The sequence below is a fragment of the Nocardia bhagyanarayanae genome (assembly GCF_006716565.1).
GTDB lineage: Bacteria > Actinomycetota > Actinomycetes > Mycobacteriales > Mycobacteriaceae > Nocardia > Nocardia bhagyanarayanae.
In genome coordinates this window covers 1,015,838-1,033,404 of record NZ_VFPG01000001.1, presented here as the reverse complement: position 1 = coordinate 1,033,404, position 17,567 = coordinate 1,015,838, and the positions used below count along the sequence as shown (strand labels likewise).

At 68.9% G+C, this 17,567-nt stretch carries 15 protein-coding genes; 13 read left to right on the top strand and 2 right to left on the bottom strand.

The features are described 5' to 3' along the window. Window positions 1-158 precede the first annotated feature (158 nt). The 5 genes from FB390_RS04100 to FB390_RS04080 are packed head-to-tail and all read left to right on the top strand — an operon-like array spanning window position 159 to window position 6,153. Window positions 159-1,766, top strand: coding sequence for a peptide ABC transporter substrate-binding protein (locus tag FB390_RS04100; protein ID WP_425465841.1), 1,608 nt, complete (start codon window positions 159-161; stop codon window positions 1,764-1,766). A gap of 60 nt (window positions 1,767-1,826) precedes the next feature. After that, the gene (locus FB390_RS04095) at window positions 1,827-2,753 is read left to right on the top strand and encodes an ABC transporter permease (protein WP_141807748.1); all 927 of its coding nucleotides are present in this window, start codon (window positions 1,827-1,829) and stop codon (window positions 2,751-2,753) included. Next, window positions 2,746-3,699 carry an ABC transporter permease gene (locus FB390_RS04090; protein ID WP_141807747.1) on the top strand — a complete coding sequence of 318 codons (954 nt, stop codon included), beginning with the start codon at window positions 2,746-2,748 and terminating at the stop codon, window positions 3,697-3,699. The genes FB390_RS04095 and FB390_RS04090 overlap by 8 nt, the downstream gene beginning before the upstream one ends. Window positions 3,700-3,707: 8 nt before the next feature. Then, window positions 3,708-5,378 (top strand): dipeptide ABC transporter ATP-binding protein, encoded by a 1,671-nt coding sequence (locus FB390_RS04085; RefSeq protein WP_141811531.1) that lies wholly within the window; start codon window positions 3,708-3,710, stop codon window positions 5,376-5,378. Between the two features lie 28 nt (window positions 5,379-5,406). Next, window positions 5,407-6,153 (top strand): Fic family protein, encoded by a 747-nt coding sequence (locus tag FB390_RS04080; RefSeq protein ID WP_141807746.1) that lies wholly within the window; start codon window positions 5,407-5,409, stop codon window positions 6,151-6,153. Between the two features lie 764 nt (window positions 6,154-6,917). On the opposite strand, the gene FB390_RS04075 is transcribed toward FB390_RS04080, so the two are convergent. Then, complete coding sequence (locus FB390_RS04075; protein ID WP_185756934.1) at window positions 6,918-7,787, bottom strand: HAD family hydrolase; 870 nt, start codon at window positions 7,785-7,787, stop codon at window positions 6,918-6,920. A gap of 367 nt (window positions 7,788-8,154) precedes the next feature. On the opposite strand from FB390_RS04075, the gene ssd reads away from it, so the two are divergent. The 7 genes from ssd (at window position 8,155) to FB390_RS04040 (ending at window position 13,465) form a co-directional block, all read left to right on the top strand. Then, window positions 8,155-9,267, top strand: coding sequence for a septum site-determining protein Ssd (gene ssd, locus FB390_RS04070; protein ID WP_141807745.1), 1,113 nt, complete (start codon window positions 8,155-8,157; stop codon window positions 9,265-9,267). Further along, window positions 9,264-10,451 carry a TadA family conjugal transfer-associated ATPase gene (locus FB390_RS04065; protein WP_141807744.1) on the top strand — a complete coding sequence of 396 codons (1,188 nt, stop codon included), beginning with the start codon at window positions 9,264-9,266 and terminating at the stop codon, window positions 10,449-10,451. The genes ssd and FB390_RS04065 overlap by 4 nt, the downstream gene beginning before the upstream one ends. A 79-nt stretch (window positions 10,452-10,530) precedes the next feature. After that, window positions 10,531-11,319: a type II secretion system F family protein gene (locus tag FB390_RS04060; RefSeq protein WP_141807743.1), complete on the top strand. Its 789-nt coding sequence runs from the start codon at window positions 10,531-10,533 to the stop codon at window positions 11,317-11,319. 33 nt (window positions 11,320-11,352) lie between these two features. Continuing rightward, the gene (locus FB390_RS04055) at window positions 11,353-11,967 is read left to right on the top strand and encodes a type II secretion system F family protein (protein ID WP_141807742.1); all 615 of its coding nucleotides are present in this window, start codon (window positions 11,353-11,355) and stop codon (window positions 11,965-11,967) included. 420 nt (window positions 11,968-12,387) lie between these two features. Next, window positions 12,388-12,630 (top strand): DUF4244 domain-containing protein, encoded by a 243-nt coding sequence (locus tag FB390_RS34600; RefSeq protein ID WP_281292415.1) that lies wholly within the window; start codon window positions 12,388-12,390, stop codon window positions 12,628-12,630. A gap of 122 nt (window positions 12,631-12,752) precedes the next feature. Next, window positions 12,753-13,058: a TadE family type IV pilus minor pilin gene (locus FB390_RS04045; protein ID WP_246123843.1), complete on the top strand. Its 306-nt coding sequence runs from the start codon at window positions 12,753-12,755 to the stop codon at window positions 13,056-13,058. Next, the gene (locus FB390_RS04040; RefSeq protein WP_141807741.1) at window positions 13,055-13,465 is read left to right on the top strand and encodes an Rv3654c family TadE-like protein; all 411 of its coding nucleotides are present in this window, start codon (window positions 13,055-13,057) and stop codon (window positions 13,463-13,465) included. The genes FB390_RS04045 and FB390_RS04040 overlap by 4 nt, the downstream gene beginning before the upstream one ends. Before the next feature lie 295 nt (window positions 13,466-13,760). On the opposite strand, the gene FB390_RS04035 is transcribed toward FB390_RS04040, so the two are convergent. Next, window positions 13,761-16,112: a DEAD/DEAH box helicase gene (locus tag FB390_RS04035; protein WP_246123841.1), complete on the bottom strand. Its 2,352-nt coding sequence runs from the start codon at window positions 16,110-16,112 to the stop codon at window positions 13,761-13,763. Between the two features lie 499 nt (window positions 16,113-16,611). Here FB390_RS04035 and FB390_RS04030 point away from each other — a divergent pair, with 499 nt between their 5' ends. Continuing rightward, a complete protein-coding gene (locus tag FB390_RS04030; protein ID WP_011206895.1) occupies window positions 16,612-16,818 on the top strand; it encodes a cold-shock protein in 207 nt (68 codons plus the stop codon). Window positions 16,819-17,567 lie beyond the last annotated feature (749 nt).

The window sequence follows — 17,567 nt, the reverse complement described above, 5'->3', positions numbered from 1 at the left end:
GTAACAAGTGAAACGAACATAGGGCGATCCGATGACAAGGTCACCCGCCGATGGCTAACGTCGCTGACATTCCGAGGCGGGACGTGCGGGTACGCGCTGGAGAGGATCAGGTGGCGCCGCACAGCCGCCTTCGACCTTCTCGAAATCGGGAGTACGCGTTGCGATTCCACAGAGTTACCGCGCTCGCCGCGGCGGTCTTGCTGGCCACAAGCCTAGGACTGTCCGCATGTTCGTCCGACGATGCGGCCGCGGCCGACATCGTCACCGTCAACGGCGCCGAACCGCAGAACCCGCTGGTGCCGACCAACACCAACGAGAACATGGGCGGTCGGGTGGTCGACCGGCTGTTCGCCGGGCTGAAGTATTACGACGCCGACGGCAAGGCGCACAACGAGATGGCCGAATCGATCGAGACCACCGATCGTAAGAGCTATCGAATCACCATCGAGCCGAACTGGAAGTTCACCGACGGCACGCCCGTGACGGCCAAGTCGTTCGTCGACGCGTGGAACTACGGCGCGCTCGGCACCAACGCGCAGTTGCAGAGCTACGTTTTCTCGCCGATCGTCGGTTTCGACGAGGTGTCCGCGGAAAAGCCGACGGCGCAGACGATGTCGGGCCTGAAGGTGGTCGACGAACGCACCTTCACCATCGAGTTGAAGGCGCCCTCCATCGATTTCGAGAGCGAACTCGGCTACGCGCCGTTCTATCCGCTGCCCGAGGCGGCGTTCGAAGATATGCAAGCGTTCGGGCAGAACCCGATCGGCAACGGCCCGTACAAGTTCGCCGACGCGGGCGCGTGGGAACACAACGTCAAGATCGATCTGGTGCCCAACCCGGACTACCAGGGCGGCCGTCCGGCCAAGAACAAGGGCCTGCGGTTCGTGATGTACCAGTCCTTCGACACCGCCTACGCCGATCTGCAATCCGGCAACCTCGACGCGCTCGACACCATCCCGTCCAGCGCCCTCTCGGTGTACAAGCAGGAGCTCGGTGATCGCGCGATCGCCAAGCCGGTCGCGCAGAACCAGCACATCGGCGTGCAGTCCAACGTCCCGCATTTCGCGGGCGAGGAGGGTCTGCTTCGCCGGCGCGCGATCTCGATGGCGATCAACCGGGAACAGATCTGCGAGAAGATCTTCCACGGCACCCGAATCCCGGCCCGCGACTTCACCGCGAGCACGCTGCCCGGCTTCGACGGCAACCTGCCCGGTTCCGAGGTGCTGAAGTACAACCCCGAAGAGGCCAAGCGACTGTGGGCGCAGGCCGACGCCATCGCGCCGTGGTCGGGCCGCTACGAGATCGCCTACAACTCCGACGGCGGCCATCAGGCCTGGATCGAGGCGGTGGCCAACAGCGTCAAGAACACCCTCGGCATCGACGCGATCGCGGTGCCCTACCCGACCTTCAAGAACATCCGCGACGAGGTGAACGCCGAGACCATCGGCAAGTCGTTCCGTTACGGCTGGCAGGGCGACTACCCGACGATGCTGCAATTCCTCACCTCGCAGTACTACAGCTACTCCGAGACCAACAACGTCAACTACGCCAACCCGGAATTCGACCGCCTGCTCGACGCCGCGCTGGCCGCGCCGACCCAGGAGGAGTCCTACCGGCTCGTCGCCCAGGCGCAGACCTTGCTGATCCGCGACATGGCCGATATTCCGGTGCTGGATTACGTTGCGGCGGCGGGTCATTCGGATCGAGTCAGCAGTGCGCGCCTGGCTTGGAACGGCCTGTTCGACTTCGAGAACATCGAGAAGTAGCCGCGCGGGAGCCGGGCCGACGGTGAAAGCCGGCCCGGCTCGGCACTTTCCGGAGGAAACATGGCTTGGTACATACTGCGCCGACTGCTTCAGATGATTCCGGTGTTCCTCGGCGCGACGCTGCTCATCTACGCGATGGTCTTTCTCATCCCCGGCGACCCGATCAAGGCGCTGGCCGGTGAGAAGCCGCTCACTCCGGCCGTCGAGGCTCAGCTGCGGGCCAGGTATCACCTCGACGAGCCGTTCCTCATGCAATACCTGCTCTATCTGAAAGGCATTCTGACCTTCGATTTCGGCACCGCCTACTCGGGGCGTCCGGTCCGCGACGAGCTGGCGCGCGCCTTTCCGATCACGATCAGGCTCGCTCTCATGGCGGTGTTCATCGAGGGCGTTTTCGGCATCGTGTTCGGCCTGATCGCGGGGTTGCGCAAAGGCAAACTGTTCGATTCGACGATGTTGGTGGCCAGCCTGGTCATCATCGCGGTGCCGGTGTTCGTCGTCGGTTATCTCGCGCAGTTCGTGTTCGGGGTGAAGTGGGGCATCGCACCGACGACCGTCAGCGGGAAGGCGAGTTTCGCGGAACTGCTGCTGCCCGCGATCGTGCTCGGTTCGCTCTCCTTCGCCTATGTGCTGCGGCTGACGCGAAACTCGGTGGCGGACAATATGTCCGCCGACTACGTGCGCACCGCGACCGCCAAAGGGCTGGGCAGGCGGCGCGTGGTGACCGTGCACATTCTGCGCAATTCCATGATCCCGGTGGTCACCTTCCTCGGCGCCGACCTCGGCGCGCTGATCGGCGGGGCCATCGTCACCGAGGGAATCTTCAACATCCCCGGCGTCGGCGGCACGCTGTATCAGGCGATCCAGCGGGTGGAGCCGCCGACGGTGGTCTCGTTCGTGACCGTGCTGGTGGTGATCTTCCTGATCGCCAACCTCGTCGTGGATCTGCTCTACGCCGCACTCGACCCGAGGATCCGCTATGCCTGAGCTGGAGAAAGACGTGAGCCGGCCCGGCCAGGAGTACTACGTCGCGCCGCCGGACGAGGTCGAGGTGCTGGCCACCGACCGCGTCGACGCCTCGGGCGAGCCGACGAGCATCTGGGGCGACGCCTGGCGGCAGCTGCGGCGCAATCCGATCTTCCTCGTCGCGGTCCTGTTGATCGTGGCGGTGGCGGTGGTCGTGCTGTGGCCGGGATTGCTCACCGATCAGGACCCGCGCCAGTGCCTCGGCGACGACATCATGGCGCCCCCGCGCCCCGGGCATCCGTTCGGTTTCGACCGGCAGGGCTGCGACGTGTACACCCGCACCCTCTACGGCGCACGCGCCTCGGTGCTCGTCGGGCTCGGGGCGGCCGCGTTGTTCGTGCTGATCGGCGGCACGCTGGGTGCGTTGGCCGGGTTCTTCGGCGGCGTGCTCGACGAGATCGTCTCGCGCATCGCCGAGATCTTCTACGCCATTCCGATGGTGCTCGCCGCGATCGTCCTGCTGCAGATGCTGCGGCCCGCGACCATGTGGAACGTCGTTCTGGTGCTCGCCTCGTTCACCTGGCCGCAGGCGGCCCGCATCGCACGCGGCGCCGTCATCGAGGCCAAGAACAGCGAATACGTCACGGCGGCGAAGGCGTTGGGCGTCTCGCGGACGGGAACGCTGGTGCGGCACGTACTGCCCAACGCGGCGGGACCGCTCATCGTGGTATCCACCATCTGGCTGGGAGTTTTCATCGTCGCCGAGGCGACGCTGTCGTATCTCGGCGTCGGTCTGCCGCCCGACATCGTGTCCTGGGGCGGCGACATCGCCAGGGCCAAGAACGATCTGCGGACCTCGCCGATTTTGTTCTACCCCGCCGCCGCGCTGGCCATCACGGTGCTGAGCTTCATCATGCTCGGCGACGCGGTGCGCGACGCGCTCGACCCGAAGGCAAGGAAGAGGTGAGCGTCGCGATGCCGGACCGTCCGTTGCTCGAGATCCGCAATCTGAACGTCTGTTTCAGCTCCGAAGGCAGGCGGGTGCCCGCCGTGCAGGACGTCAGCCTCGCCGTATACCCGGGGCAGACCGTGGCGATCGTCGGGGAGTCGGGTTCGGGGAAGACCACCACCGCGCACGCCGTCATCGACCTGTTGCCCGGCACCGGTCAGGTCACCTCGGGGTCGATCGTCTTCGACGGCAAGGATCTCACCAAGGCGTCGAAGAAGGAGATCGTGGCGGTGCGCGGTCGCGGCATCGGGCTGGTGCCGCAGGATCCGATGTCCAATCTGAACCCGGTGTGGAAGGTCGGCTTCCAGGTGCGGGAGACATTGGCGGCCAATGGGATCGCCAAAGGATCCGCCGCGCGCAAGCGGGCCGTCGAACTGCTCGAGGAAGCCGGTATGCCGGATGCCGCGCGCCGGGTGAACCAGTACCCGCACGAGTTCTCCGGCGGCATGCGGCAGCGGGCGCTGATCGCGATCGGGTTGTCGTGTCGTCCCAAGCTGTTGATCGCGGACGAGCCGACTTCGGCGCTGGACGTCACGGTGCAACACCAGATTCTCGACCATCTCGATTCGTTGACCAGCGAACTGGGCACCGCCGTCCTGCTCATCACGCACGATCTCGGGCTGGCGGCCGAGCGAGCGGAGCACCTGGTGGTGATGTACCGCGGGCGGGTGGTGGAATCCGGTCCCGCGCTGCGCATCCTGCGCGATCCGCAGCACGCCTACACCAAGAAGCTGGTGAACTCCGCGCCCTCGCTCGCCTCGCAGCGCCTCTCGGCGGTGCGCAAGCGGATCGAGATCCGGGAGCAGGCGGTGGAGGTGGCCGAACAGTCCGCGGTCGAGTCGGTCGATGTCGTTGTCGCCGAGCGCCTCACGAAGGTGTTCCCGATCCGGGGCGGCACGCCGTGGAAGTCTTCGGAGCTCCGCGCCGTCGACGACGTGTCCTTCCGGCTGCGCCGCGGGACCACTACGGCCATCGTCGGCGAATCCGGTTCGGGCAAGTCGACGGTCGCGCAGATGGTGCTCGGCCTGCTCGCGCCAACCTCCGGCGCGGTGACCTTCGACGGACGCGATGTCGCGAGGCTGGATGCAAAGAGCGCGTTCGCCTTTCGCCGACGGGTGCAGGCGATCTTCCAGGACCCGTACGGCTCGCTCGACCCGATGTACTCGATCTTCCGCACGATCGAGGAGCCGCTGCGCACGCACAAGATCGGCACTCCGAAAGAGCGCGCCGCGACGGTGCGGGATCTGCTGGACAAGGTGTCGCTGCCCGCCTCGGTGCAGCGGCGATATCCGAACGAGCTGTCCGGCGGTCAGCGTCAGCGGGTCGCGATCGCGCGGGCGCTCGCGCTGTCGCCCGAAGTGGTGGTCTGCGACGAGGCCGTGTCCGCGCTGGACGTGCTCGTGCAGGCGCAGATCCTGAACCTGCTCAACGACCTGCAGGCCGAGCTGGGTCTGTCGTACCTGTTCATCTCGCACGACCTGGCCGTTGTGCGCCAGATCGCCGACGACGTGCTGGTCATGCAGCAGGGCCGGGTCGTCGAGGCAGCGGCCGCCGAGGAGGTCTTCGACCATCCGCGCGAGGACTACACGCGCAGGCTGCTCGACGCGATCCCCGGGCGGGATCTGCTCGCGGGGTGAGGCGGGCGCGCAAGTAGCCTCGTCTTTCGTGACCGACCCGCTGCAGCCCCTCGTCGACCTGCCCGGCGTGCGCGACGCCGCCGACCGCGCCCGCGATGCCCTCGCCGCGGTGCACCGGCACAAGTCGAACCGCCGCGGGTGGGCGGTCACCGCGGCCGAGGCGGCGGTACGTGCGGCCCGGTCCTCGGCGGCCATCGACGGCGGCAGCACCGAGCTGCCCGCGGACGGGCAGGTCGGGGATCCGATCCTCGCCGGTTCGCTGCGCGTCGGGCAGGCGCTCGACGGCGATGCCCTTCGCAACCTCGCGGGCACCTGGCAGCGCGCGCCGCTCCAGGCCTTGGCCCGGTTGCACCTGCTCGCCGCCGCCGACCTGGTCACCGACGAGGAGCTGCTCGGGCGGCCGCGCACGGATCCGGGTGTCGCCGAGCGGCTCGACCTGCTCGCGCAGACGGTGTTGACCACGAAAGCGCCCGCGCCCGTCGTCGCGGCGGTGGTGCACGGCGAGCTGCTCGCGCTGCGGCCGTTCGGCACGGCCGACGGGATCGTCGCGCGCGCGGCCTCGCGGTTGGTCTCGGTGGCAAGGGGGCTCGACCCGCACAGCCTGGGTGTGCCGGAGGTGTTCTGGTTGCGGCGCAAGCAGGCGTACGACGCCGCGGCCGCGGAATTCGGGACCGGTCGGCCGGACGCGGTCGGCGGATGGGTGATTTTCTGCTGCGGTGCGCTGGAGGACGGCGCCAGGGAGGCGACGTCGATCGCGGACGCGGCGGCGGGGTAGCGGCTCGGCTTCGGTGCCGCGGTGTTCGGAATTCCCCCTGCACATCAAAGCGGGCGGCGTTGTCGTTGACGACCTCACCGCCCGCTAGCACGGACTACCGGGTTACCAAGCGTGCTAGGTGGGTTGTGTTCTGCGGCCTCGGCGACTATTCGGACTCCGCCGGTTCATCCCCGCAACCTGTGCGAGGCCTTCGCCGTCGACAATCCGAATCTCGCAGGCCCACAACGCTTCTGCCCTTGTCGCGGCGTGCTCCGCGTGGGTGCCTGGTGTCCGTGCTGGGAAGGGTGGGATGGGAGACTGAGCCTTCTCTTCCGGCTCCGCCTTGGCCTTCCGTCCTTCCGTGCCTCCTTTCTACCACTGTGAGCGGGCTCACTCAAGGGTCGAGAAAGCACTGAATTATCGGCATGTCTGTCGGCGTTTCGTGGTTAAATGCCTGGTCGCGGGCGCCCCGGCCTCGGGTCGGCAGACCCCTCCGGCAAGCCCTCCGCTGCCCCACTGAACAGCGCGGCGGAGCGTGTTCGGGCACGCAGTCAATGATCAGCGCCGGGCCTTAGGGGTGCTCTTGTGCGTAGGAGGCGTACAAGCAGGTCCTGTCTTTCCGTTGCAGGTAGTCACCCGGAGAGCCGCACCACGGAGAGGTCCACCCCGTCCGTGCGCCTGCTGGGCGGGTGCTCTTGTGCGGAGACGGCGCATCAGCAGGTCCTGTCCTTCCGTTGCGGGTACCCACCCGGAGAACCGCAGCATGGAAGGTTTACCCGTCCCCGTCAGCGGCGGCGGCGCAGCAGGCGGTAACTGATGGCTCCGGCCAGCACCGCGCTGAGTCCGACAGCCGCCGTCGCGGCAAGGGTGGTGGACGAGGGCGACTGGAACCGCGCCCACAGCGAGACGGGGTTGGAGAAGGTGAGGATCGGCCAGCCGCGCGCGACCGCCTCGCGGCGCAGATTGCGATCCGGGTTCACCGCAGTCGGGTGGCCGACGGCGCTCAGCATCGGCAGGTCGGTCACCGAATCGGAATAGGCGTAGCAGCGTGAGAGGTCGTAACCCTCTGTGGCGGCAAGCTTTTCGATGGCCTCGACCTTGCCAGCGCCGTAGCAGTAGAACTCGACCTCGCCGGTGTACTTGCCGTCCTCGACGACCATCCTGGTGGCCGCGGTGTGCGTGGCGCCGAGCGCCTCCGCGATGGGCCCGACCATCTCCTCGCCCGAGGCCGAGACGATCACCACGTCGTGGCCCCGAATCTTGTGGTCGGCGATGAGATCCGCGGCCTCGGCGTAGATCAGCGGATCGACCAGCTCGTGAAGCGTCTCGGCGACAATGGATTTCACCTGTTCGACGTCCCAGCCCGCGCACATCTTGGTGAGATGTTCGCGCATGCGCTCCATCTGGTCGTGGTCGGCGCCGGAGAGCAGGAACAAGAAGTGCGCGTAGCTGCTCTCCAGCACCGCTCTGCGGTTGAGCAGACCCTGGGCGAAGAACGGCTTGCTGAACACGAAGGTGCTCGATTTGGCGATCACCGTTTTGTCCAGATCGAAGAACGCGGCGACGCGCCCGCGTCTGCTCGGGGTGCTGTTCGCCGTCGTCGCGGCGCCCGCCCGGTGGTCGGAAACGGTTGTCTGGTCGCCCTCGGCCGTCACCCGTTCAGAATATGCACGCGATGCAAATGGTGGTGGCCGGGCCGGGTCTGCGGGGGCGGCCACGAGTTTGCCCGGGAGACGCCGGAGCCGCGGCGACGGCAAAGTTCTTCGCCGACAGACTTGCGTGACGGCCGGGGATTGGGTGTAGTATTGCTGGCACCTGGACATGGTCCAGGCGCGTTCAGCCCGACCCCCCGGGGCTGAACCCGACGGCCCCAGCCTCCTCCCCCCCCGGCTGGGGCCGTCCTCTATTTCGGGGACGGATCCCCCTCATCGTCGGCTCGGCGGTTGTCCACAGCGGCGGAGTTATCCACATTCGGCATCTCGGGTCTTCTGGCGAGTCGCCAATTGCATCACGCTGACCTGCATGGATATCGACGCCGCGCAGAACGCCCGCACCTCGCCCGCGCTCGTGCTCATCCGGGATGCCGGGTTACGCGACGAGGTCCGCCGGGTGGCGGCGGCCGCGGAACGCGAGCTCGACGAGCGTGAGCCGCCGGTCGGCAGGCATGTCTGGTCCGGAACGCCCCTGGTGATCCTCGACACAGTGGGCGCGCGCTCGTGCGCGGCGGCCGGTTGTGCCCGGCGGGCCGGCGTCGTTCTGGTGACCGACGGGGAGCCCGGACTGTCCGAGTGGCAGGCCGCGGCGGCGGTCGGAGCCGAGCGCGTCATCGCCCTGCCGGGGGCCGCCGAGGGGCTTGTCGAGAAGTTTGCTGAGCACGGCGAGCGGCGTGCTTCCGACGGCATCGCCGTGGCCTTCGCGAGTGGATCCGGCGGCGCGGGCGCCTCGGTTCTCGCCGCCGCGACCGCCCTGCGAGCCGCCGCCGAAGGGTTCCGGCGCGACGTGGTGCTCGTCGACGGCGCGCCCTTCGGCGGCGGTCTCGACCTGCTGTTGGGCATAGAGACCGGTATGGGCCCCCGCTGGCCGGACCTGGTCGTCGAGGACGGCAGGGTCGCGGCCTCGGCACTGCACAGCGCGCTGCCGAGGGCGGCGCCGGGGCTCGGCGTGCTGTCCTGCGGCCGCGGCGGTGCCGGTAGATTGCCGAGCCGCATCGGGGCGGGTGCGGTGCGCGCGGTGATCGAAGCAGGCCGTGCCGCAGGCGATCTCGTGATCTGCGATGTGTCCGGCGAGCGCGGCCCGCACGCGGAGCAGATGCTCGACCGTGCGGATCTGGTGGTGTTGGTCGTGCGGGCGACGCTGCGGGCGGTGGCGGCGGCGGAGTCCGTCGCGGCGTTCATCGGCAGGCGGAATCCCAACCAGGGCTTGGTGGTTCGGGGTCCGGCGCCGGGCGGTCTGCGCGGCGGCGAGGTGGCCGAGGTGCTCGATCTGCCGCTGCTCGCGGCCGTGCGCGCCCACGGGGGTCTCGCGGGTCGCTTGGAACGCGGCGGGCTCCCCACACCGCGGCGCGGACCGCTCAAGGACGCGGCCGATGCCGTGCTGGCCGTGCTCGGTGCGCCGACGGTGGGGAGCGGACGGTGAGCGCGCTCGTGACGGCCGAGCTGCTGGATCGCGTGCGCGAACGGCTGGCGGGCACGCCCGGTGCGCCGGAACCGGCGGCCGTTGCGGCGGCCATTCGCGCCGAAGCGGGTGGCGTGCTCGGCGACACCGACCTGCTGCGGGCGCTGCGGCTGTTGCAGACCGAGATGACCGGCGCGGGAGTGCTGGAACCTCTGCTGCACGACCCGCGGGTGGCGGACGTGCTGGTGACGGCGCCCGACGCGGTCTGGATCGACCGGGGGCACGGGCTGGAGAAGACCTCGGTCACGTTCCAGGACGAGGCGGCGGTGCGCAGGCTGGCCCAGCGGCTGGCGCTCGCGGCGGGCCGCAGGCTCGACGACGCGCAGCCGTGGGTGGACGGCAGATTGACCGGAAGCGAAGCGGCGCTCGGTGATTCGTTCGGCGTCCGCCTGCACGCGGTGCTCGCGCCGATCGCGCACGGCGGCACCTGTCTCTCACTGCGGGTGCTGCGACCCGCGACGCAGGGGTTGGACGCGCTCGCCGCGTCCGGCGCGGTGCCGTCGGAGGCGAAGACACTGCTGGAGCGGATCATTCGGGCTCGGCTCGCCTTTCTCGTGGTGGGCGGCACGGGCGCGGGAAAGACCACGCTGTTGTCCGGACTGCTCGCCAAGGTCGATGCCCGCGAGCGGATCGTGTGCGTCGAGGACGCGGCCGAACTCGCGCCGCCGCACCCGCACGTGGTTCGCCTCGTCGCGCGCACGGCGAACGTCGAGGGCGTCGGCGTGGTGACGGTCCGCGACCTGGTGCGGCAGGCGCTGCGCATGCGACCGGACCGGATCGTCGTCGGCGAGGTGCGCGGCGCCGAGGTGGTCGACCTGCTGACCGCGCTGAACACCGGCCACGACGGCGGCGCGGGCACCGTCCACGCGAACTCCCCGCGCGAAGTGCCCGCCCGTCTGGAAGCCCTGGCGGCGCTCGGCGGCATGGACCGCGCGGCCTTACACAGTCAACTCACCGCCGCGGTCCAAGTGGTGCTGCATGTGGAGCGCCGGTCGGACGGTTCGCGTGGACTGCGGGAGATCGGGGTGCTCGACCGTGCGGAGAGCGGGAGGGTGCGGATCGTCGCCGCTTGGCGGGCCGATGGTGGGGCGGTGCCGGGAGCGGGGGCGTTGGAAGGTCTTCTGGCGGAACGGGCCCCGCTATGAGCGCGGCGATGTTGGGGGTGGCGCTGGCTGCACTGACCGAGGGCGCATGTGTGGACCCCCTGGCGGGGTGGGTTCGGCAATGACAGCGGCGATGTTGTGCCTGGCGCTCGCGGTGCTGCTCGTGCCTGGTGCGGGTGCGGAACGGCGGTTTCGTGGGCTGTTCTCGGTGAATGGTGCGCGAAAGGCGGACTACAGCAATGTTTTTCGCGTCTCGGTGGTTCTGGGTGTGGTTTCCACCGTGCTGTTGGGCGTCGGGACCTTCCTCGCGGCCGCGCTGCTGGCAGGCACCGTGGGGCTGCGTAGGCGGCGGGCTCGCGGCGACTGTCACCGCGCGGAGGAGTGCGCTCACCTTCTCGACGCGCTCGAAGCGGTCATCGGCGAACTGCGAGTCGGCGCGCACCCGAGCGCGGCCGCGGACGTCGCCGCTGCGGAATCTCGCGGTGCGGCATCACGTGCTTTCGCGGTCAGCGCCGCCCGCAGCAAGCTGGGCGGGTCCGCCGCCGATGGGCTGCGCGACCCGGATGCCGTGGTCGATACCGAACTCGCTCGCATCGCCGACGCGTGGCGGATCGCGGAAGACCACGGCCTGGCCCTCGCCGAACTGCTGACGGCCGCCCGCGCGGATCTGCGGGGCCGCATTCGTTTTCGTGCTCGCGCCACCGCCGCTCTCGCCGGTGCTCGCGCCACGGCCACGGTCCTGTCCACGCTGCCGGTGCTCGGACTTGCCTTGGGACAGCTCATGGGAGCAGACCCGCTACGAGTCCTTTTCACCTCCTCGATGGGGAGCCTGCTGCTCCCACTGGGCGTGGGCCTGGCCTGCGCGGGACTGCTGTGGAGCGATGCGATCACGCGAAAGGTGCTGGTGTGACAGGGCGCAGTGCTTCTGGGAAAGGGATTCGCCATGGCGATCGAGACGGGAGTCGCGACGCTGGCGCTGGCCGGAGCCTTTGCGCTGTGGCCAGGGCGCGTTGGCGTCAGTCGACGACTGCGGGTGCTGGCACCGGTCGACGACGCGACGGGCGCGAAACCGACGAAGCCGAGCGCGGGCGACCCGCTCGATATCGCCTCGGTGTTCGACCTGCTGGCCGCATGTCTGCGGGCGGGTCTCCCGATGGCGGGTGCGGCGCGGGCGGTCGCGGGCGGAGCGCCGCCGTCGATCGGTGCGGCGCTGTGCACAGCCGCGGACCTGCTGGCGCTCGGATCGGAACCGAGCGCGGCGTGGGAGCGCGCGGCGCTGGAAGCGGCGGGGCGACCGGGTGCGGCCGAGGTCGACTCACTGGCCCGGATGGCACGACGCTCGGCGCGCTCCGGCGCGTCGCTGGCGGTGGCCGTGGGAGAACTCGCCGACCAGCACCGCGGCGCGGTCGAGGATGCGGCGGCGGCCCGAGCCGAACGCGCCGGCGTGCTGATCGGCGGCCCGCTAGGCCTGTGCTTCCTGCCCGCGTTTCTCTGCCTGGGCATCGTGCCCGTGGTGATCGGTCTGGCGGGTCGGGTCTTGGATGGCGGTCTCCTATGAATGGGCGTCGCCTCGCCGATCGCCCTCGGCCGCAGCAGTCCTACCCGCGCGGAGGGGCCGCGCGGGCCGAAAGGAAAGGGGAAGCCGGTGCGAATCGACAAACCGACGGATCGCGCGCCGCGACGAGTCGGCGGCCCGCTGCTGGCCGAACGATGGGCTCGCGCCCACGCGGCCGCCCGGGATTCGACGGCTCGAGTGGTCCACGCGCTGCGCGGTTCCGCGACGAACACGGTGAGCTCGCCAGGAAGCTCCATCCGGTGGGCCGCCCGCGTGGCGGGCATTCGCTTGGCCCGGATGCGCGTGAAGTCGCGCAGGAGAGCGGCGCACCGCGCGGATTCGACAAGTCGGCACATGGCGTCCGGGAGCGCCGCGCTCGTCGTCCGGCACGGGCATACCGTGTCGACGAGAACCGAAGCGGGTATGGCGGTTTCGTGGTTTCACTCCCGGCGACTGCGCGCACGCGTACGAGAAGCGATCGCGCGACTCCAGCTCCGCACGGTACGGGCAGCCGCTGCCGACGACGGCATGAGCACAGCCGAGTACGCCATCGGCACGATCGCCGCGGCTGCGTTCGGCGCGGTGCTCTACGGGGTGGTGACCGGAGATTCGATCGTCGACGCGTTGACCAAGATCATCGACCGCGCTTTGAACACCACGGTGTAGCGGCGGGCGCCGTGCGGCCACTCACTCTGGTGGCGGATGCCGCTCGGCACTCTCTGTTCGCGGCGGGCGCTGCGGGGAGCCGTGGATCGGCGCGGGTCGCGGACGATCGCGGTGCCGTCACTGTGGAGGCGGCGATCGCGCTCGGGTCTCTCGTCGTCGCGGTGATGGCCTGCCTCGGCGCACTGCTAGCGGCGTCGACGCAGGTCCGCTGCGTCGACGCCGCCCGCGAGGCGGCGCGCTTGGCGGCGCGCGGTGACGAACCTCGCGCGGTCACCACCGCCAGGCAGGTCGCCCCACCGAACGCCACCATCGTGCTCCGCACGGAAGGCGCTCACGTCGTCGCTGTGGTCTCCGCACGAGCACCCCTCCTTCCCCTCGAGCTGCGCGCAGAGGCTGTGGCGGCCCTGGAACCGGAGGTGACGCGGTGAACGGGAGATCCGGATCGTCGACGCTCTGGTGCGGCGGCACCGGTAGGCCGCGATGGCGAGCGGAGCGGGGTGGGGCGACGGTGTTCGCGTGTGTGGCGTTGGTGGGGTTGATCGCGGCGGCGTTGTCGATCGGGCAGGTGGGGGCGGTGGTGGTGGCGCGGCATCGGGCGCAGGCCGGGGCGGATCTGGCCGCGTTGGCGGCGGCCGGTGCTTTGGACGGCGGGGTCGAGGCGGGGTGTGCGGCGGGGGAGAAGGTGGCGCGGCGGATGGGCGCGCGGATTAGTGAGTGCCGGGTCGACGGATGGGATGCGACGGTGACGGTGACGCGAAATGTACCAAGGGGTCTGTTCGGTGCGCGGACAGTGCGCGCGATCGCGCGGGCAGGTCCGGTCGAAGAAGAAGAGTGACCGGTACGTACTAACACCCGTCAGTGTTTGTTCTATCCCCTAATGGGCATAGGATTAATCGAATAATTACGATGCGATATCTATTTCCCGCGCGAGTGCGGAATATGTTGGCTATGAATCCGCACGTCGAGTGCCGAAGGCCACGGCAATACCCCAGTTAACATGAATCTAATCCTTTTTATTCGGCCGGACGGCACCCCTGCGCCTGGAGGTGCAGATGAGGCAGATGAAGGCAGCCGACTCGCGGTGACCCCCGCGTCGATGGCGGCCCGGTCACGCTCGGAGTACGCAGCTGTCACGAACCGAGATCAGCACCGTGACCTGGGCTGAAGGAACCGCCGGGTCGGTCGTTCAGCTCGGCGAGGACAGCGGTCAACAGGCGCGCCGCAGCCCCCTTGTCGAGCGGGTGATTGCCGTTGCCGCACTTGGGTGACTGCACGCACGACGGGCAGCCCTCCGCGCACGCGCAGGACTCGATGGCCGACAGCGTCGCCGAGAGCCAGCGGTGCAGCTGGGCGAACCCGCGCTCGGCGAAGCCCGCCCCGCCGGGCTGGCCGTCGTAGACGAAGACGGTGGGCAGGCCGGTGTCCGGGTGCTCCGCGGTCGAGACTCCGCCGATGTCCCATCGGTCACAGGTCGCGACAAGGGGCAACAGGCCGATCGCGGCGTGCTCCGCGGCGTGCAGCGCGCCGGGCGCCTGCCGCGGATCGATACCGGCGGCGGCCAGGAGCGCGGGTGTGACGGTGTAGAGAACGGCGCGGGTGGGCAAAGTCTGCGGCGGCAGATCCAGTTCGACCAAGTCGAGCACCTCGCCGCTGGGCAGGGTGCGCAGATAGCCGATCACCTGGCTGGTCACAGTGACCTGCGCCAACGCGCTGGTCACCGCCCCGTGCCGGTGCTGTTCGGTGAACGCGTCGACGGCGATGTTGGTGACCTGCCGCGCGCTGGTCGTCCACCCGGGTTCGGCCGCGTGCACGAACGCGACGCCACCCTCCAAGTCGAGCTCGTCCACCACATAGGTCTCGCCTTGGTGCAGGTGGACGGCGCCTTGGTGCAAGGTCGCCGGGGCGCGCCCGGCGTCTGCGGTACCGAGCAGCCTGCCGGTCTCGCCGTCCACGATGGCCACCGGCGCGCCGATGCCACCGCGCACGTCGACGTTGTCGTGTGGGTGCGCGTCCGCGGTGACGTACCAGCGGGCGGCGCCGTCCGCACCTGCGACACGACGCCGGATGAGGCCTTCGGCGGCGAGGTCGGCGAGCACTTCCGCGGCGCCGAGTTCGTCGACTTCGGCCTCGGTGAGCGGCAGCTCGAGCGCCGCGCACAGCAGCTGCGGGCCCAGTACATAGGGATTGCGTGGGTCGGTGATGGTGGCCTCGACCGGCTTGTCCAGCAGCGCTTCGGGATGGTGGACGAGGTAGGTGTCGAGCGGGTCGTCCCTGGCCACGAGCACGACGAGCGAACCCTGGGTACGCCGGCCTGCCCGGCCCGCCTGCTGCCAGAAGGAGGCGACGGTGCCGGGAAAACCCGAGATCACCACCGCGTCCAAGCCGGCGATGTCCACGCCCAGTTCCAGGGCGTTGGTGCTGGCCGCGCCGAGCAGGGAACCGTCGGAGAGCGCGGTCTCCAGGTCGCGCCGATCTTCGGCGAGGTAGCCGGCGCGGTAGGCGGCGATCCGCTCGGCGAGGGCCGGATCCACCTCGGTGAGCAGCCGTCGCGCCTCCATCGCGGTGAGTTCGGCGCCGCGCCTGGACCGGACGAAGGTCAGCGTCCGCGCGCCCTCGACCACCAGATCGGCCATGATCCGTGCCGCCTCCGATGTCGCCGAGCGGCGGACCGGCGCACCGTTCTCGCCGGTCAGCGTCGTGAGCAGGGGCGGCTCCCACAGCGCGACGGTGCGCGGGCCCTGCGGCGAACCGTCCTCGGTCACGGCGACGCAGGGCGCGCCGGTCAGGCGGGACGCCGCTGCCGCGGGCTCGGCGGTGGTCGCCGAGCACAGGATGAAGACCGGATCGGCGCCGTAGCGGGCCGCGATCCGCCGCAGCCTGCGCAGGACCAGCGCGACATGCGAGCCGAAGACGCCCCGGTAGGCATGGCATTCGTCCACGACCACGTAGCGCAGCCTGCGGAAAACGCGAGCCCAGCGCTGATGCGAGCGCAGCATGCCGACGTGCAGCATGTCCGGGTTGGTGAAGATCCACCGTGCGTTCGCCCTGACCCACTGCCTGATCTCGGCGGGAGTGTCACCGTCGTAGGTCGCCGGATGCACATCCCGCAGCGGACCTTCGTGGGTGAGCGCGCCGACCGCGCGCAGCTGGTCCGCGCCCAGCGCCTTGGTCGGCGAGATATATAGGGCGGTGGCCTTCGGGTCCTCCAATAGAGCCGTCAGCACCGGCAGCTGATAGCCGAGGGATTTACCGGACGCGGTCCCCGTGCTGACCACGACGTGCCGTCCAGCGGCGGCCAGCTCCGCGGTCCTGGTCTGATGCGTCCACGGAGCGTCGATTCCGCAGGCACGCAGGGCTTCGACCACGTCGCGAGCGGCCCAAACCGGCCACTCGGTGGTGCCCGCGACCCGCGCCGGTAGCTCTACGACGTGGGTGAGCCTGGGGTCGCCATCGAGGCCGCTACTTTGGACACGATTCAGCAACGATAGCCCGTAGCTGGGGGTCCTGCCGGGCTCGGTTCGCGCCGCCTGGTCGGTCGGATTCACGATGCCGCGACTCCGACACGCGAGGAAAGTGTGAAACGTGTGCGAGTGGGAAGCCCCACCAGCCATTTCGATACCAAATAGCGACCTGGATCACATCTGGTTTGCCAGATGCTGTCCCGGTTATCCAGGGGCAAACGAACCTGAAGTACGGATTCGAGCATTGTGTCCCTCACCTGCACATTCGCAAGATCAACTTTTTTGCAAATTGTCGGTAACTCGACTGTTGAATTGCTCGAAGACATGGTTCACTGGTTCCTGGTCGCAAGCTTCTGTGTTCGAGGGACGGATCCAAAGTCCAAACCGTCAGCAGGATCGATGTTGCGAACGGTGTGCTTGGTGCTTTCCTGCAGGGGGAACCAAGAGTACAGCGGTCGGAACGGACCCGGTGGACGAACCCAGTTGTCCGCCGTTCCGGTAAGAAAAGAGAAGGAACAGAATGGCACAGGGAACTGTGAAGTGGTTCAACGCGGAGAAGGGGTTCGGCTTCATCGCGCCCGAGGACGGCTCCGCTGACGTCTTCGTCCACTACTCCGAGATCCAGGGTTCGGGCTTCCGCACCCTCGAGGAGAACCAGAAGGTCGAGTTCGAGGTAGGCCAGGGCACCAAGGGCCCCCAGGCCACTGGAGTCCGCGCGCTCAGCTGAGCGACGCTCAATCCACAGCTCGTCCCCCACCACCGGTGAGCCGGAGGTGGGGGACGAGCTATATCCGGGCTAGGTCGGAAACGGCATTCCGTGAAAAATATGAACTAAATGCCGAGCTGCCGACCGGCGCGGACTCCGCGTGCCGCGTTGCTCGAAGGATGCCGGTTCACGCACTTCCAACCGGGTTCTGGAGTGAGAACGCCTTGCCGAGGCGGGGTCGTTTCAGACGGTAAAACCCCAGCGTGTGGCACCTGAAAGGTCGCGCGAGCCGCATCTTCGGTCCCACCGCTGGCTGGAACATCCGTCCCAGCCGTGGCACCTGCGGTACCGACACGCGTCGCAGACGTTCGTCCCGCCGCAGGCGATCAACCGTCGAGCCCAGCACACGCCGGATGCCGACCCATGGTTCCGCGACCCGCGAAGGCGGAACACCGCGCTCGCGAACAGGTCTGCGCAAGCTGATCCCCGGTCATGAACAGCACTGCGGAACCTGGGGCTGCGAGCAGACCGCCGTCCACCTCGAAAACCCTCTCCAGTGGCGAAGCACCTTGTTATTCAGAGCGATTGGCGCACCCGAACACATCCAACCGGCCCACGCTCTCCGTATATATCGGCGACAACCGCAACATCCCCACCCCACCAACCACCCCCGGCGAGTCTACGAGCCCGTTCGCGGCCGTCTCGCTTCCGAGCGGTCGAAGCGCATGCGACGCAGTCGCGAGTCTCGACCGTTCGGAAGCGAGACATAA

Excerpts from the sequence above, each read along its gene's own strand:
- FB390_RS04030 (WP_011206895.1), top strand. The coding sequence starts at position 16,612 with ATGGCACAGGGAACTGTGAAGTGGTTCAACGCGGAGAAGGGGTTCGGC.
- FB390_RS04090 (WP_141807747.1), top strand. The coding sequence starts at position 2,746 with ATGCCTGAGCTGGAGAAAGACGTGAGCCGGCCCGGCCAGGAGTACTAC.
- FB390_RS34600 (WP_281292415.1), top strand. The coding sequence starts at position 12,388 with ATGGCGGTTTCGTGGTTTCACTCCCGGCGACTGCGCGCACGCGTACGA.
- FB390_RS04055 (WP_141807742.1), top strand. The coding sequence starts at position 11,353 with ATGGCGATCGAGACGGGAGTCGCGACGCTGGCGCTGGCCGGAGCCTTT.
- FB390_RS04060 (WP_141807743.1), top strand. The coding sequence starts at position 10,531 with ATGACAGCGGCGATGTTGTGCCTGGCGCTCGCGGTGCTGCTCGTGCCT.
- FB390_RS04095 (WP_141807748.1), top strand. The coding sequence starts at position 1,827 with ATGGCTTGGTACATACTGCGCCGACTGCTTCAGATGATTCCGGTGTTC.
- FB390_RS04085 (WP_141811531.1), top strand. The coding sequence starts at position 3,708 with ATGCCGGACCGTCCGTTGCTCGAGATCCGCAATCTGAACGTCTGTTTC.
- ssd (WP_141807745.1), top strand. The coding sequence starts at position 8,155 with ATGGATATCGACGCCGCGCAGAACGCCCGCACCTCGCCCGCGCTCGTG.